Below are 13,620 nucleotides of genomic sequence, written 5' to 3' on the forward strand. Positions count from 1 at the left end.
CTACTTCTAATTGATTTCTTCTCTCTTCTTCACGTTTCGATAACATGTTCATCCCCCGCAGAATTGTGTTATTACCCTTATTATACAAAAAAGCTTGTAGACTTTGTCTACAAGCTGATCACTTACCATATATTTTCATGCTACCATTTTTTGTTTTTCATTTGGGAATATGATGGGAAATTTAAGGTTATTTTCATTGTGTAAAGATGTTTCTTTATGTAAAATTACCACGAAAAGAATATTTTTCAACCGATAACGAAGTATTCCAAAGAAGGATAGCAACAGCTCAAATATTAAAAGTAATGCTTGAAGAATTTCGAAGGATAAAAAAGGTATAATAAACAATGGCAAAGACACTGTAGTCTGCCGTTAAGTGACTTTAAATAAAAGAAGTATTTCAAAGAAAGGAGGAATGCTAAATGTTACAAAAGAAATCATGGATAAGCTAGAAATTAAGAATAGAACACAAGGGTTTGGATGAAATGATAGCGCATCTTATGGTGAAACATCGGTTTCATCAAAGTTAGTATAAGTGCATTCTGTAAGATGTTTGAAGTCGCTAAATCAACATTTTATCGTTGGAAAAAACAAGGTCATCCGACAAAACAACAAGTGTTAATCGACCTCATTTCATCTCTTTGTGAGTCACACCAATATACGTATGGTTATCGTAAAAGAACGGCTCTACTGCAAAAAGAAATAAAATCATAAAACGGTACAACGTATTATGCAAACTGACAGTATTCAACAAAGCCACTTGAAATTCATTGAATCAGCTACAGGCACTGCTTGAAAACTGTATACTTCATCGTGATCAAACATCGGTCTACATTTCATATGTTATCAAAAAAGGCATTATCATGAGCGTGCCCTGTATGGGAATGCCTGCTGATAATGCCCCAATGGAATTTTTCCACTGTTTTCATATTTATTCCTTATCTATTAATATTTTTTCCCGAAACATTCGCCTATGTTAAACCCTGATAAGAATGTTAAGCCATAAAAGCAAGGCGCACAAGCTGTACCCATTGTTACATTACAAGCTCCGCCACAGATGCTTCCTGCTAATGTAATCATCGCCCAACTAACTCCTTTTGAAGCCTTTCTGGCGTAATTATCCCTAAGAGAATATAAAAAAGAAGCACAATTTTGTTTTAAAAATGATTTCACCTTCTAGTACATAAAAATATTATATCTCAAATTATGTAATGATTTCCATAAGATGAAAGCCTCAATATCATGCAGTTTCATAGTATAAAAGGAATTAAAGGAGGGTATTTATTTTCCATAATTTACATTGAACGAAAGTTCTGTAACACATTGAAACGGAACATTTGTTCTGTTACTATTTAATCATTCGAAAAGGAGTGATTAAATGCTTAGAGACAGAGGAACGATCAAATGGACTGCTATGATGTTGCCTGAGCATGTTACACGACTTAAACACGATTTAGCAGAAACGAAAAAAACAGATAAACCAATTATAGATGAACAACAAATAGAAGAATTTGAATCGATCATTGCCTATGCTATGGGTGTTAACAAGCCTGTAAGCTTTTCTGTCTACAATTCAGGAAGAATAGATAATCTTATTGGTCATACTCAATACATCAACTACGAGAAGAAAATGCTACATATAAAGGATTTGTCGCATGAAACTCACTTTATTATTTTTGATGATATAGTGGGAGTCTCTTATGATTGATTACACCAAGTTTCCACGGAAAAAGATACTCTGTGTTGATATGAAATCTTTTTATGCATCAATCTCAGCAGTTATGATGGGCTTAGATCCTCTTGAGTGTTATTTGGCTGTTGTAGGTAACACAGAGAGGCAGGGGAGTGTTGTCTTAGCAGCAAGCCCTAAACTTAAACAAGATTTCAAAATTAAGACTGGATCAAGATTATTTGAAATTCCTAATGATCCAAGAATCCATATTGTTAATCCTAAAATGGATACGTTTATAAATGTTTCAACGAAAATCACACAGTTGTTTTATCGATATGTCCCAGAATGTGATGTTCACACTTACTCAATCGATGAGTCTTTTTTGAAGGTTGATGGAGCTATGAGAATGTGGAAAAGTGTTGAAGAAATTACAGAACATATACAAGATGCCCTTATGAGAGAGTTTGGGCTGCCTTGTACAATTGGAATCGGTGACAACATGTTAATAAGCAAGCTTGCTCTTGATTTAGAAAGTAAAAAAGCACCCAATGGAATTGTTAGGTGGAGATATGAGGACATACCAGCAAAGCTTTGGCCAGTTAGACCAATTTCTAAAATGTGGGGAATAGGAGGGAGGATGGAACGAAACTTGAACAGAATGGGGATTTTTACAGTCGGTGCATTAGCTAGATATTCACTTGAATCTCTAGAAAAGAAATTCGGGATAATGGGAAATCAAATTTACCATCACGCTTGGGGAATTGATTTATCTGAAATAGGCACTCCGATGTTGCAGGGACAAGTGAGCTTTGGAAAGAGTCAAATTCTACTCAGAGACTACACAAAGAAAGAAGAAATAAAAGCCGTTATCCTTGAAATATGTGAAGAAGTTGCAAAAAGAACGAGAGAACATAACAAAGTGGGTAGGACAATCAGTTTAGGGATAGGATACAGCAAAGAGGATTTTGGTGGGGGATTTCACAGAAGTAAAACAATTGAAAGTCCAACAAATATCACAATGGATATATACAAAACATGTATCGAATTGTTTAACACGTTTTATCAGCACAAAACAGTCAGAAGTATTTCTGTCACATTAAGCAAAATTGAGGAAGATTCCAATCAACAACTCACTTTATTTGATGAACAGGGGTTAGAGAAAAAAAGACAGTTAGGTTATGTTATGGACGGAATTAGAAATAAATATGGCTCAAATTCGCTTCTAAGGGCTGTTTCATACACTAAAGGTGGGACGGCATTATACAGAGCCGGTTTAACCGGTGGACATAGAAGCTGATGTTGAAATCATAATGGCCTTGTTATACAATTGAATCAAAAAGAAGTGAGGATGCGCTAACACCATGGTAATGTACAATCTGTCCTATCAAGCGCCTGGCTAATCATGAGATATATTTATATTAAATTGATTATGTAATTCTTAATGCATCCTCTTCAATCCTGATCAACTGGGGAAATCTCTACAGCACCCTGGAAATCATGTATGATCGATAGGGTTATTGACATCACTGGACTTGGGTTTATCACAGGTGGAATGCAAAAACTGACTGTAAATTAGCTGTTGAGATCATCAAAATCGTTGGAAAAAACGCAGTCAAGGGTGGCGTTATTATACGCAAGCCTTGCTTGGTTCAGCGTTCGCTGTATTGGAAAATAAGCCAAAAGTAGAGGGGACAAATTAATATGAACAGTATTAAGTACATATCTTATTTTGTAATATCACTTGTGCTACAGTTGCTGTGGTTCGTTGCAATGAAAAAGAGCACAGATGTCACGATACTAGACATGTTAGTTTTGTCTCTATTATTCACACTTTTCATGTTTGTTATTGATAAAGTATTCAAGAAAAAGCAGACTGCCTAGTCTGTTTTTTCTATTAATTGATTATGTCATTGTGCCAACGTGCCATGGACTTCAAATAATTCTTATTCGTTACATCAGTAAAATTCTTCCCACAATACTTGCATCAGTAACGTTGGCGTTCTAACTGCGACTGCTTATTTTCACATTATATTTACCGAAACGAACAGCTTTATTGGAATGGCAATGTGAACAAGTACATCTTATGCTTCTGTTCTGAAACCTCTTTACAGGTCCATAAGCAGCCAAAGAGTTTGTAAAGAACTCTTTGAGACGGTATTGTCTGTTGTACTTAACTTTCTGATTTCTCGAATAATCTCCTTCAATGCCATTCGTAACAACTCTCTCTCGTTCTTTTTATTGTAGAACAAAGAACGGCCATTGGCCGCTCACTTATTATTGAAATTTTTCTTGTAAGACTTAGTATGGATAAAGGATTGTCATTAAGCTAAGGGAAGTTTAGTTAAAGAGCTGTGTTTATTTTTGACCCAACAATAATACATTTTTTTTGAAGAAGAAAAGATATAATAAGAAATGAATAGAGCCTATATACGAAACTTTATTTAGGGGTGCAAATATGAAAAATATTTCAATACTAATTGCTGATGATGAGGAGGAAATTGCTGATCTAATTGCCTTTCATTTAGAAAAAGAAGGATACCATGTTATGAAAGTATCGAATGGTCAACAGGCTGTTTGCGTTGTGGAGAATCAGGTCTTTGATTTGCTGATTTTGGATATTATGATGCCCAAAATGGATGGATATGAAGTAACACGCCGTATTCGTGAACATCATAATATGCCTATCATATTTTTAAGTGCTAAAACATCTGATTTCGACAAAGTACAGGGACTCGTAATTGGAGCAGATGATTATATGACTAAACCATTCACTCCCATTGAATTGGTAGCTCGTGTAAATGCCCAGTTACGGAGATTTACGACATTGAATCAAGCTAAGGGCGAAAATAAATCAAATTTAGAGTTTGGTGGACTAGTTATTTCTCCTGATCAACGTGCGGTTACCCATTACGGAGAATATATTGAGCTAACTCCTAAACAGTTTGATATTTTGCACTTATTAGCCAGTCATCCAAAGAAAGTCTATAGTGTGGAAAACATTTTTCAGCAGGTGTGGGGCGAAGCGTATTTTGAAAGTGGGAATACAGTTATGGTTCATATTCGTACGTTACGAAAAAAACTTAAAGAAGATAAACAGAAAAACAAATTAATTAAAACTGTGTGGGGAGTTGGATATACATTCAATGGTTAAAATCATAGGGAATTTTCGCTCAAAAATGATTATGTTATTTGGATTGAGCATGCTTCTGTCTGGTACCATAACATATATCATCTTTAAAATACTTCAATATTATTATCATACTTGGGTTTATTACGGCGATTTATTAGCCCACTTTCGATTATTTATGAAAAAAATGGGAGACATTAACTTCTTTTTACTTATCTTTATTCCACTTTCGATATTATTTTTCTTTCTCCTTACTAAACGGTATTCTACCTATTTCAATGAGATTTCAAGTGGAATTCACTACCTTGCTCGTGGCGACTTTCAGTATAAAGTTGAAATCCAATCAAATGATGAGTTTAACGATATTGCGAAAGACATTAATCTCGCAAGTGAAAAATTAAAAGAAGCTATAGTAAGAGGTGACTTTTCGGAAAGCAGTAAGGATCAGCTAGTCGTAAACTTAGCACATGATCTGCGTACACCACTGACTTCTATTTTGGGTTACTTGGATTTAATCCTTAGAGATGAAAGTTTAACGAAAGAACAAGTCAGGCATTTTTTAACGATTGCTTTTACTAAATCCCAACGTTTAGAAAGGCTAATTGATGAATTATTTGAGATAACTAAAATGAATTATGGAATGTTGCCAGTAGATAAAAAAAGATTGAATTTAGCTGATCTGCTAAACCAATTAAATGAAGAATTGTATCCAGTATTCCAAAACAATCAATTGATTGCCCGGATGAATACTCCGATCCATTTACCCATTATCGGCGATGGAGACTTATTAGCACGACTGTTTGAAAATCTTATCACCAATGCAATTCGTTATGGGTATGACGGTCAGTATGTCGATATTAATGGTTCTATTGAAGAAAATGAAGTGGTAATACAAGTTGTGAATTATGGAGACAGCATTCCTCCAGATGAACTCCCGCATCTGTTTGATATGTTCTATACCGTCGACAAAGCACGAACCCATCGAGAAGATAGTACAGGGTTAGGCCTATTCATTGCGAAGAATATTGCAGAGCAGCATAATGGATCAATTACTGCTGAAAGCAGCATCGTACAGACAACTTTTGAAGTCCGATTACCAAAGGAAAGTGGAGCAAATGATGAAGATTGATTTCAAATATATGATTTAAGAAAAATTTAAGATTTACCCACTCTTTTTTTTAATTATTTTTACCTATACTTTGATACAAAGAAGAGTAAGGAGGAAATTGAAACATGAAGAAGTGGGGATTTTTGCTATTACTAATTTTCAGCTTATTATTAGCATCCATATATTTTGAATATAAATCTGATTTAACAAATGTAAAAATGCAGATATATAATCCAAATAAAATTAAGGCAGAGGATAGAAGGGCTCCCGAAAATAGTCAACAAATAAATATTACAGAAAACCAAATTTACCAAGGAAATCTGCTCTTGGTCAACAGTGAATACCCAGTTCACAAAGAGAGTATTAAAACAGACGTGGTCAATTTAACCATGCACAATGAATTGACACAGGGATATGTGCTATTAGATAGTAAAATTTATATGTCAAAGGATATTGCACATAAATTTTCAGAAATAGTCACTGATGCTAGAAAAGATGGAATCCATAATTTCGCCATCACAAGTGGATTTCGCAGTTTTGAGGAACAAAAAGAACTATATGAAAAATATGGACATGACCGCGCTTTATCTCCGGGTTATAGTGAACACAATTTGGGATTATCGCTTGATGTAGGGTCTACACAGATGAAGATGGAAGATGCACCAGAAGGGAAATGGATAGAAAAAAATGTTTGGAAATACGGCTTTATTTTACGCTATCCAAAGGGGAAATCTGATATTACAGGTATCCAATATGAGCCTTGGCATATTCGCTATGTTGGTTTTCCCCATAGTGCGATTATGAAGGGAAAGGGTTTTGTTTTAGAAGAATATTTAGATTTCCTAAAGGAGAAAAAGAAGGTTTCTGCTACGGTCGAAGGAAATCAATATACAGTTTCTTATTACCCTTTTTCTGAAAACATGACCATTAATCTACCGAAAAATCACAAATATGAGATTTCAGGTGACAATATGGAGGGAGTAATTGTTACCGATAACGAATGATAAATGAAAAAACAGGAAATTTACTTAATACCCAAATCCAATCAATGTAAGAGTAAGTTTATAGGTAAAGATTACTCCACAAACTGGCCTCAATTGTTGCAGAATCAAAAGCCTAATTCCTCGTTAATATCGAAAGGGGAATTAGATTTTCATTTACATATGATCAGGTCTGCCCAAATATTGTACATGTTGATTACACCGAAGCATTATTGGCACTTTGAGCACGCTTGGTTATTTTGCCCTTTCACAAAACCATGAAGAGGCTATCAGAGGACACACATCAAGTATTGGTTTCGATAAATTCAGTTAGAAGAAAGCCCCACAAAGGTTTTTTTATTTGAATATCTTTTTTATTAGTTTGCCGGATGCTTTCCCCGATGCACGCCGCATGATACGTTTTCCGACAGTACCCTTTTAAACAGCGTTTACGTCACTCTTTTATAAAGTGTTGTTCTTATTTTGTTCATGTTCATTTTACGCTTATGATAAAAGGCCATATAGATTTGTATACAGTATTTGAATTGGGCTGATTGAAAGTGGCAAACTTGTTGATGAGTCAACTGAAAGAGATCAACAATAAGACAAAAGAACAAACAGAATTGTGTGTTAAAGCTTCTTTTACCGTGCTGCATGAGATTGACTTGCTGTCAGAAAGTCTTGTATCGATCCTATTCAAAAATACTTGATGCAAAACGTATTTTTAAAGGAAACGGTTATTGAAGATTGAGGTGATTCATATTAAAATGATGTCAAATGGACTAATTAGCATTTGCTAATAGAAGTTCAAGAAGTTCCATATTAGTGAAATCATGTGATATACCTGAAGGTGATTGGGGGCGTAGAATGAGCAAAGTTCCTGTTGCGGAATTAGCATCACTATTAAATGACTGGAACATGGAAATCAAAAAAGATCATGTGGATGAGGCAGAACGATTATTTGCCAAAGCGAAACAAGCGGTAGAGGAAATCGACGATGCTGACATCCTCATGTACTATTCTCTTCTTGAAAAAAGGCATCACATTCTCATGTATAATTTGCGAGGGCAAAAGGGCAGTGTATCAACGAAAAGTATAGAAGGTCAATATGGCAAGAAAGATGAGGATTTGTCTAATCGCCTTGCCTACTATTTCGATTTTTATGAGGGTGTGTATGAGCAGCATCAGGGAAATTTTGAGGTTGCATTACAGATGTATCGAAGTGCTGAAAAGCTCTTAGATAAAATCCCAAGTGAGATTGAACGTGCTGATTTTGATTTTAAGGTGGCGTGGCTTTACTATCGCCTTAGTCATATTATGTACTCTTTAAGTTATATCCGGAGAGCCCTTCACGTCTATAAACGTCACAAGCATTATGAAAGAAGGACGGTACTTTCATACTCTCTCGTCGCTGCGAATCTAACAGAGATCGGCCGGTACGAAGAAGCGCTTGATAATTATCGTCTGGCAGAAGACGTTCTGACATCCGAGCAGGATGACTTTATGCTGGCTCAGCATCACCACAATGTGGCCATTTTATATTCATTTTGGAACAAGCCGAAGGAGTCAATACGTCATCTTGAAAAAGCGTTGTCCCATCAAGAGTATTATGATTCAGAATTCTTTTTCAATTCTACGTATCTGATTAGCCGGGAACTCTGTGTGATTGGTGAAAAGCAGCGTGCAAGCCAATATATAGAAGCTGCTTATGCCAGAATAAAAGATACTTTTCATGAAGTGATTCATCTAAAAATAGGTATCGTACATGATCTTTACTTAACGAATGCGCCACAAAGATTTCAGCAAATTGATGAGAAATTAAGAAAGTTAGAAGAAAAGAATGAATATCATGAAGTAAAAGAGCTTTCACATTTTGCGGCAAAATATTGTGAAAAGCAAGCACTTTTTCAGCAGTCTGTTTTTTATTTGAATAAAAGCTTAGAAGCGGATTTACATATGAAAAGAATGGGGTTGAATTAAGATGAAAACAGGATTAAAAGTATTATTCGTTGTGGGTTTAGCCATCGCTGCGGCTGTTTTAACTGAAAACGTTGCGGGTTCATTCGAAGTAGCAGAAAAAATTATAGGAGGTTAATCACCCATCCAAATCTTGCCCTTGTTGATAATATCAGCAAGGGTTTTTTGTATGAATAGGCTCTTCTTATTAAACGCTGCAAGAACGTTTAATAAGAAGAATTCGCAATAAAGGGGGTGTGCAAATTTTTTACCTGCCCCATTATTCTAAATAAACATAGGCAGTAGCAACAAGTTAAAAAGGTCACCTTTTTTTGCTTAATTTAATTTTTTGCAGGACTTTTCATTCAAATTTTATTAAATTGGGCTATTGTACATAGAAGTTGAAAGAATAGAGGGAACACGAACACCCCTCCATTAGTGATGCATATGATGAGATGAGGTGTATCGTGAAGGTAGGTGATTGTATGTATACACGGGCATATGGAGGCTTTCATGGAATTGGACCGGTTGGCCCTCATATTGGCTTTGGCGGGTATTATGTGAGCCCTGGTGTGTTCTCTGGTTTAGGTGGTTATCCTGGGTATGGCGGATATGGTTCATTTTCGGGACCGTATGGCTCAACGTTCATCATGGGACATCCTCCTGGCTTTTATGTGAGGAGCTTTTAATTCAGCCTTCACCAATTGAAATATCCGTTGGCTATTTCAATTGGTGAAGGTGTTTGCATGTGGCAGTGATAATAATCACCCCTAAAATGCAAACAGGCAGCCAAATAATCATGAAATTGATCGAGGTATCTGCGTATGCAAACTAAAGCAGACCTAGACAGTAAAAGGAAATGGATCCTATTCGTATCAAGCTCATATGCTTATCAGGGGTTCTTCTTTTTTTGGAATTTGATAAGCGCTGAGCATAGCAAGTGTACTCGTTAGAACGGTTGTTGAAATGCCAGCCACATTCAATTTACGGGCGGGCGCTCGTCGACTGCATGCCTATGTCTATACTTAAAAGAATAATCAGCATAAAATAGACACCCTGTGAATAAGGAAAAATGGTCTTCCCTTTCTTTTTCTCAAATAAATAAGTGTAACGCTTAATGACTGCGTATGTCCATCTTATGAGGTGGTAAAATGTCTTGAAGCTGATATAAGACTTGTCTAAAAGGATCATTATTCACAATGTGCCTCATTCGGCGAAATGGATCGCCTTTTTCCTTTAGACGCTCAATGACAGCCGACATGGTAAAAAGAGAAGGATGAAGTTCTTTGTGATTCAGTTCGTCCCATTCAAGCGGTGTTGCAACAAGTCCAAGCTCGTTTCCTCTTGGGGAATACGGAGCGATGATTGTTTTTCCAGCATCGTGCTGAAGGTAATCTAAATACAAACGATTGCCGCGCTTTTTCTTTAGACGTTCTAGTGTAAAAAGCTCAGGCGCTTGTTCGCATAAAAATTGACAGATAAAAGCTGTGAATTGTCTCGTTTCTTCATATGTGAAGGCATTTTTCTTTAATGGAATATAAACTTGTAGTCCTTTGCCGCCGCTTGTTTTAATAAAAGCGGTGAGGAAGAGTTCGTCTAAAAGTGCTTTAATTCGTTTTGCTGCTTCTATGGCTAGGTGAAATTCTTTGACAGATGGCGGGTCTAAATCAAAGACAATCTCTGTTGGGCACTCGGTATCTCTTGTTTCAAAAGGGATATGAAATTCCATCGCCAGCTGGTTGCCGAGCCAAAGTAATGTCTTAGGATCATTACAAACTGTATATTGAATATCTTGAACTTGATCAACCACAACAAAATTTGGCGCATAATCGGGCGTCGATTTCTGATAAAAAGATTCACCTCCAATGCCATGAGGGAATCGAATTAAAGTCAGCCGTCTTTCACGTAAAAAGGGCAATAGATAGGAAGCCGCCTGTCTCAAATAAAGTAAGTAATCTGCTTTGGTGATATGAAGTACCGGGACAATCGGTTTCTCCGGATGAGTGACATCAATTGCGGCTGGGAGCGGATACACTTGTTTGAGCATTTGCTGAAAGGTACACGCTGCTGGATCAGCATCTAGTAAAAATGAAGAAAAGCGGGGCTCTCTTAACGCTGATCCATCAAAGGATACACAAGCAATACTTGCGACAATAGATGGCGGGATTTCATATTGTGATGCTTTTATCAGATGGCCTTTTGTTTGAAATAACGTACGCAGTGTTTGTTCTTCTTCTTTAGAAAAACCATGCTTGAATTGAACAACTTCTATGAGATCGGAATCTTGATAAATACATCCTTGGAAATAGCCATTTTCTTTATCAAAACGGGTCACAATGACAGATACGTATCGCCAATTTTTGATTTTCAGCCATTCTTTCGAGCGTGCATTATCATGCCATTTACTCGTCTTTTTTTTGGCAACTAGTCCTTCTGCTAAATGCGTCGTCATCAGCTCTTTCATTTGCTCAGGGTTACGATCTGTTTGAATGATTTGAAGAAGGGAAGGATGATCCAGCTGAACGGAAGGTGGAAGCTTTGCCTGTTGGAACACTTTCTGTAGCCATTCTTTTCTTTCAATAAGGGGGAAATCAATGAGGGATTTCCCTTTACACTTCAATATATCAAATGCAATCAAATGACATGGAAACCGCTCAGCCTGCCATTGAATGGCTTCTTTGTTTTTCAGCCTGCCTCTTTGCTGAACCTTCGCAAAATCACTTTGCTGTTCACTCATTAAATAGACCAATTCTCCATCTAAGGTTAGCGGTAAAAAAGGAGCAAGTCGATCCTTTAATTGTTTACACTGATCAATCACCTCAGGAAATTGGTCGTTTAATCGTTTTCCAGCTCTACTCTCCAAATGGATCTCGTCTACTTCCCACACAAGAATGGTCCGAAATCCATCATACTTTAATTCATACAGCCAGTCTGCTCCGACAGGAATATCATGGGCAGACGTTAATCGCATAGGTTTCATTGTACTTTTCACTTCCTCACATTGTGTGTTCTTAGATTGGGATGAAATTTTCATAAACATACATAAGTCTGGTAAAAACATTACATAGTAAGGAGAAAAGAACGGAGGCGTCACGATGCATACAGTATGGAAGGGCGGTATTAGCTTCGGATTGGTCAATATTCCAGTTAAGCTGTTTACCGCTACAGAGAATAAAGATATTAAATTAAGACAGCTACATAAAGAATGCCATACGCCCATTAACTACAAAAAGGTTTGTGCCAATTGCGGTGAAGAGGTAGCTCCAGAACAAATAGTCAAAGCATACGAGTATGCTAAAAATAAATTTATTGAATTGGACAATGAAGAGCTAGAAAGACTGCGAAAAGAAAATGAAGAAAAAGCCGTCGAAATCATTGACTTTGTGAAGATAGAAGACATTGATCCGATCTATTATGAACGAAGTTATTTCTTATCACCAGATACAGGTGGAACGAAGGCTTATTCATTACTAAGAAAAGCCTTGCAAGAATCGGGAAAAATTGGTGTAGCCAAGATTATGATACGTTCAAAAGAACAATTGGCGATTGTCAGATGTTATAAACATATTTTGCTGATGGAAACCATTCATTTCCCTGACGAAATTAGACAAGTATCAGACGTGCCAAATATCCCGCAAGAGGAAAACATTGTGAAGAAGGAGTTAGATACAGCGCTCCTTTTAATCGAGCAGCTGACCACAACCTTCGATCCAGATGCATATCAGGATGAATACAGGGAGCAGCTAATGAATGTAATTGGAGATAAAATATCTGGTGAGCATACCGTTCAGCCAGAAATAATAGGTAAGAAAGATGTATCATCCAATGTAACCGATTTGATGGCAGCTTTGCAGGCTTCTATCGATCGATCAAAACCGTCAAAGGAGAAAAAAGCAGCCCCTAAGAAAAGAAAAGGACCCACTAAAAAAGAAAAGAATGCGTAAGAAAAAGACCGCTCACTTGGTCTTATCCTGTCAAGTAGACAAATATAAAAAAACCACACAGTCAAAATTACAGATTCATCGTCATATTTGACAGGACTACTAGATGAAGCAGACCATCTCAGACACACCAAAATGAGTAAGAACATCTATGATTAACTTATCAAGATCATGGTTTCAATATATGTCACTTGTTTTTTAAAAAATAATTTCACGATGACTCCCAAAATAATAGGAATGAACACAACTTGTACAATCGACAAAAATAAAGCTCCCGGCGATACAGGTAACCAAGAGTTCTAGCAAATACATTGGAGGCTGTACCACCCATCTGAGCAGCAGCCTACGAGGATGACACCTACAGCGATTTCAGAAGGAACTGTAATCCGTAAGCTAATAGAATTGCAATAAATGGCAAGAGTCAACCCAGCACATAAATAGACTTTGAAACAGCTCTTTAAAATCTTCAGCAGACAGGACCAAAAATAATGATACCGAGTAAAAAAGGGATATAAGGTACAATCACGCCAAATTCAGCAGAAAAGGCAAATCCAAGACATGCAAATACAATGACCCATATCGTAAATGTTCTTCCTGCAAAGTGACTAATGGTTAAAAGGATGTTCATTCATTGATTCATTTAAACGAATATTATGGGAAAACAGCCCATTATTTGTATCTGTTTCAATAATGATATTATGTAAACAAAAAACACCCCACATTGAAGTGACCCCCTTAAGTTAGACACGGTATTTATTAGACAGCTTTCGAGGCATGAGTTCGATATTGTATCGGACTCATGCCTTTTAGTTTCGTCTTTATACGTGTGTGATTGTAGT

Annotated in this window: 11 protein-coding genes and 2 pseudogenes; 8 read left to right on the forward strand and 5 right to left on the reverse strand. The window is 36.6% G+C overall.

Translation table 11 applies throughout. The features are described 5' to 3' along the window. Nucleotides 1-942: 942 nt before the first annotated feature. Nucleotides 943-1,077 carry a hypothetical protein gene (locus LC033_RS16930; protein WP_264188791.1) on the reverse strand — a complete coding sequence of 45 codons (135 nt, stop codon included), beginning with the start codon at nucleotides 1,075-1,077 and terminating at the stop codon, nucleotides 943-945. A 298-nt stretch (nucleotides 1,078-1,375) separates the two neighbouring features. On the opposite strand from LC033_RS16930, the gene LC033_RS15810 reads away from it, so the two are divergent. Next, the gene (locus tag LC033_RS15810) at nucleotides 1,376-1,705 is read left to right on the forward strand and encodes a YolD-like family protein (RefSeq protein ID WP_226570066.1); all 330 of its coding nucleotides are present in this window, start codon (nucleotides 1,376-1,378) and stop codon (nucleotides 1,703-1,705) included. Beyond that, nucleotides 1,698-2,966, forward strand: a complete 1,269-nt coding sequence (locus LC033_RS15815; protein WP_226570068.1) for a Y-family DNA polymerase — start codon at nucleotides 1,698-1,700, stop codon at nucleotides 2,964-2,966. Before LC033_RS15810 ends, LC033_RS15815 begins: the two co-directional genes overlap by 8 nt. 690 nt (nucleotides 2,967-3,656) lie before the next feature. Here LC033_RS15815 and LC033_RS15825 read toward each other — a convergent pair. Further along, nucleotides 3,657-3,879: pseudogene (locus tag LC033_RS15825) on the reverse strand (IS1595 family transposase); the annotation flags it as partial. A gap of 245 nt (nucleotides 3,880-4,124) precedes the next feature. Between LC033_RS15825 and vanR the strand changes: the two are divergent. From vanR to LC033_RS15850, 5 genes are all read left to right on the forward strand, one after another. Then, nucleotides 4,125-4,820: a vancomycin resistance response regulator transcription factor, VanR-F/VanR-M family gene (vanR, locus tag LC033_RS15830; protein WP_226570072.1), complete on the forward strand. Its 696-nt coding sequence runs from the start codon at nucleotides 4,125-4,127 to the stop codon at nucleotides 4,818-4,820. Beyond that, on the forward strand, nucleotides 4,813-5,925 hold the full coding sequence (locus tag LC033_RS15835) for a sensor histidine kinase (RefSeq protein ID WP_226570074.1): 1,113 nt from the start codon (nucleotides 4,813-4,815) through the stop codon (nucleotides 5,923-5,925). The genes vanR and LC033_RS15835 overlap by 8 nt, the downstream gene beginning before the upstream one ends. 104 nt (nucleotides 5,926-6,029) lie before the next feature. After that, nucleotides 6,030-6,908, forward strand: coding sequence for a VanY-A/VanY-F/VanY-M family D-Ala-D-Ala carboxypeptidase (gene vanY, locus LC033_RS15840; protein WP_226570076.1), 879 nt, complete (start codon nucleotides 6,030-6,032; stop codon nucleotides 6,906-6,908). Between the two features lie 843 nt (nucleotides 6,909-7,751). Next, on the forward strand, nucleotides 7,752-8,864 hold the full coding sequence (locus tag LC033_RS15845) for a Rap family tetratricopeptide repeat protein (protein ID WP_226570078.1): 1,113 nt from the start codon (nucleotides 7,752-7,754) through the stop codon (nucleotides 8,862-8,864). Between the two features lie 461 nt (nucleotides 8,865-9,325). Continuing rightward, nucleotides 9,326-9,529, forward strand: coding sequence for a hypothetical protein (locus tag LC033_RS15850; protein ID WP_226570080.1), 204 nt, complete (start codon nucleotides 9,326-9,328; stop codon nucleotides 9,527-9,529). A 425-nt stretch (nucleotides 9,530-9,954) separates the two neighbouring features. Here LC033_RS15850 and LC033_RS15855 read toward each other — a convergent pair whose 3' ends face one another. Beyond that, nucleotides 9,955-11,820, reverse strand: a complete 1,866-nt coding sequence (locus tag LC033_RS15855; protein ID WP_226570082.1) for a DNA ligase D — start codon at nucleotides 11,818-11,820, stop codon at nucleotides 9,955-9,957. 115 nt (nucleotides 11,821-11,935) lie between these two features. Between LC033_RS15855 and ku the strand changes: the two genes are divergently transcribed. Continuing rightward, nucleotides 11,936-12,784: a non-homologous end joining protein Ku gene (ku, locus tag LC033_RS15860; protein ID WP_226570084.1), complete on the forward strand. Its 849-nt coding sequence runs from the start codon at nucleotides 11,936-11,938 to the stop codon at nucleotides 12,782-12,784. A gap of 185 nt (nucleotides 12,785-12,969) precedes the next feature. Here the strand turns inward: ku and LC033_RS17445 are convergent. Together LC033_RS17445 and LC033_RS17450 are read right to left on the reverse strand one after the other, a co-directional pair. After that, a pseudogene (locus tag LC033_RS17445) lies at nucleotides 12,970-13,409 on the reverse strand (bile acid:sodium symporter family protein); the annotation flags it as partial. Nucleotides 13,410-13,537: 128 nt separating this feature from the next. Then, the coding region (locus tag LC033_RS17450; RefSeq protein ID WP_376776472.1) for an IS3 family transposase at nucleotides 13,538-13,620 on the reverse strand (83 nt) is incomplete at its 5' end.

The sequence above is a fragment of the Bacillus stratosphericus genome (assembly GCF_020524495.1).
GTDB classification, from domain to species: domain Bacteria; phylum Bacillota; class Bacilli; order Bacillales; family Bacillaceae; genus Bacillus; species Bacillus stratosphericus_B.

Bases quoted from the DNA above. Each gene is read 5' to 3' on its own strand.
- LC033_RS16930 (WP_264188791.1), bottom strand. From the start codon at position 1,077: ATGATTACATTAGCAGGAAGCATCTGTGGCGGAGCTTGTAATGTAACA.
- LC033_RS15810 (WP_226570066.1), top strand. From the start codon at position 1,376: ATGCTTAGAGACAGAGGAACGATCAAATGGACTGCTATGATGTTGCCT.
- LC033_RS15815 (WP_226570068.1), top strand. From the start codon at position 1,698: ATGATTGATTACACCAAGTTTCCACGGAAAAAGATACTCTGTGTTGAT.
- vanR (WP_226570072.1), top strand. From the start codon at position 4,125: ATGAAAAATATTTCAATACTAATTGCTGATGATGAGGAGGAAATTGCT.
- LC033_RS15835 (WP_226570074.1), top strand. From the start codon at position 4,813: ATGGTTAAAATCATAGGGAATTTTCGCTCAAAAATGATTATGTTATTT.
- vanY (WP_226570076.1), top strand. From the start codon at position 6,030: ATGAAGAAGTGGGGATTTTTGCTATTACTAATTTTCAGCTTATTATTA.
- LC033_RS15845 (WP_226570078.1), top strand. From the start codon at position 7,752: ATGAGCAAAGTTCCTGTTGCGGAATTAGCATCACTATTAAATGACTGG.
- LC033_RS15850 (WP_226570080.1), top strand. From the start codon at position 9,326: ATGTATACACGGGCATATGGAGGCTTTCATGGAATTGGACCGGTTGGC.
- LC033_RS15855 (WP_226570082.1), bottom strand. From the start codon at position 11,820: ATGAAACCTATGCGATTAACGTCTGCCCATGATATTCCTGTCGGAGCA.
- ku (WP_226570084.1), top strand. From the start codon at position 11,936: ATGCATACAGTATGGAAGGGCGGTATTAGCTTCGGATTGGTCAATATT.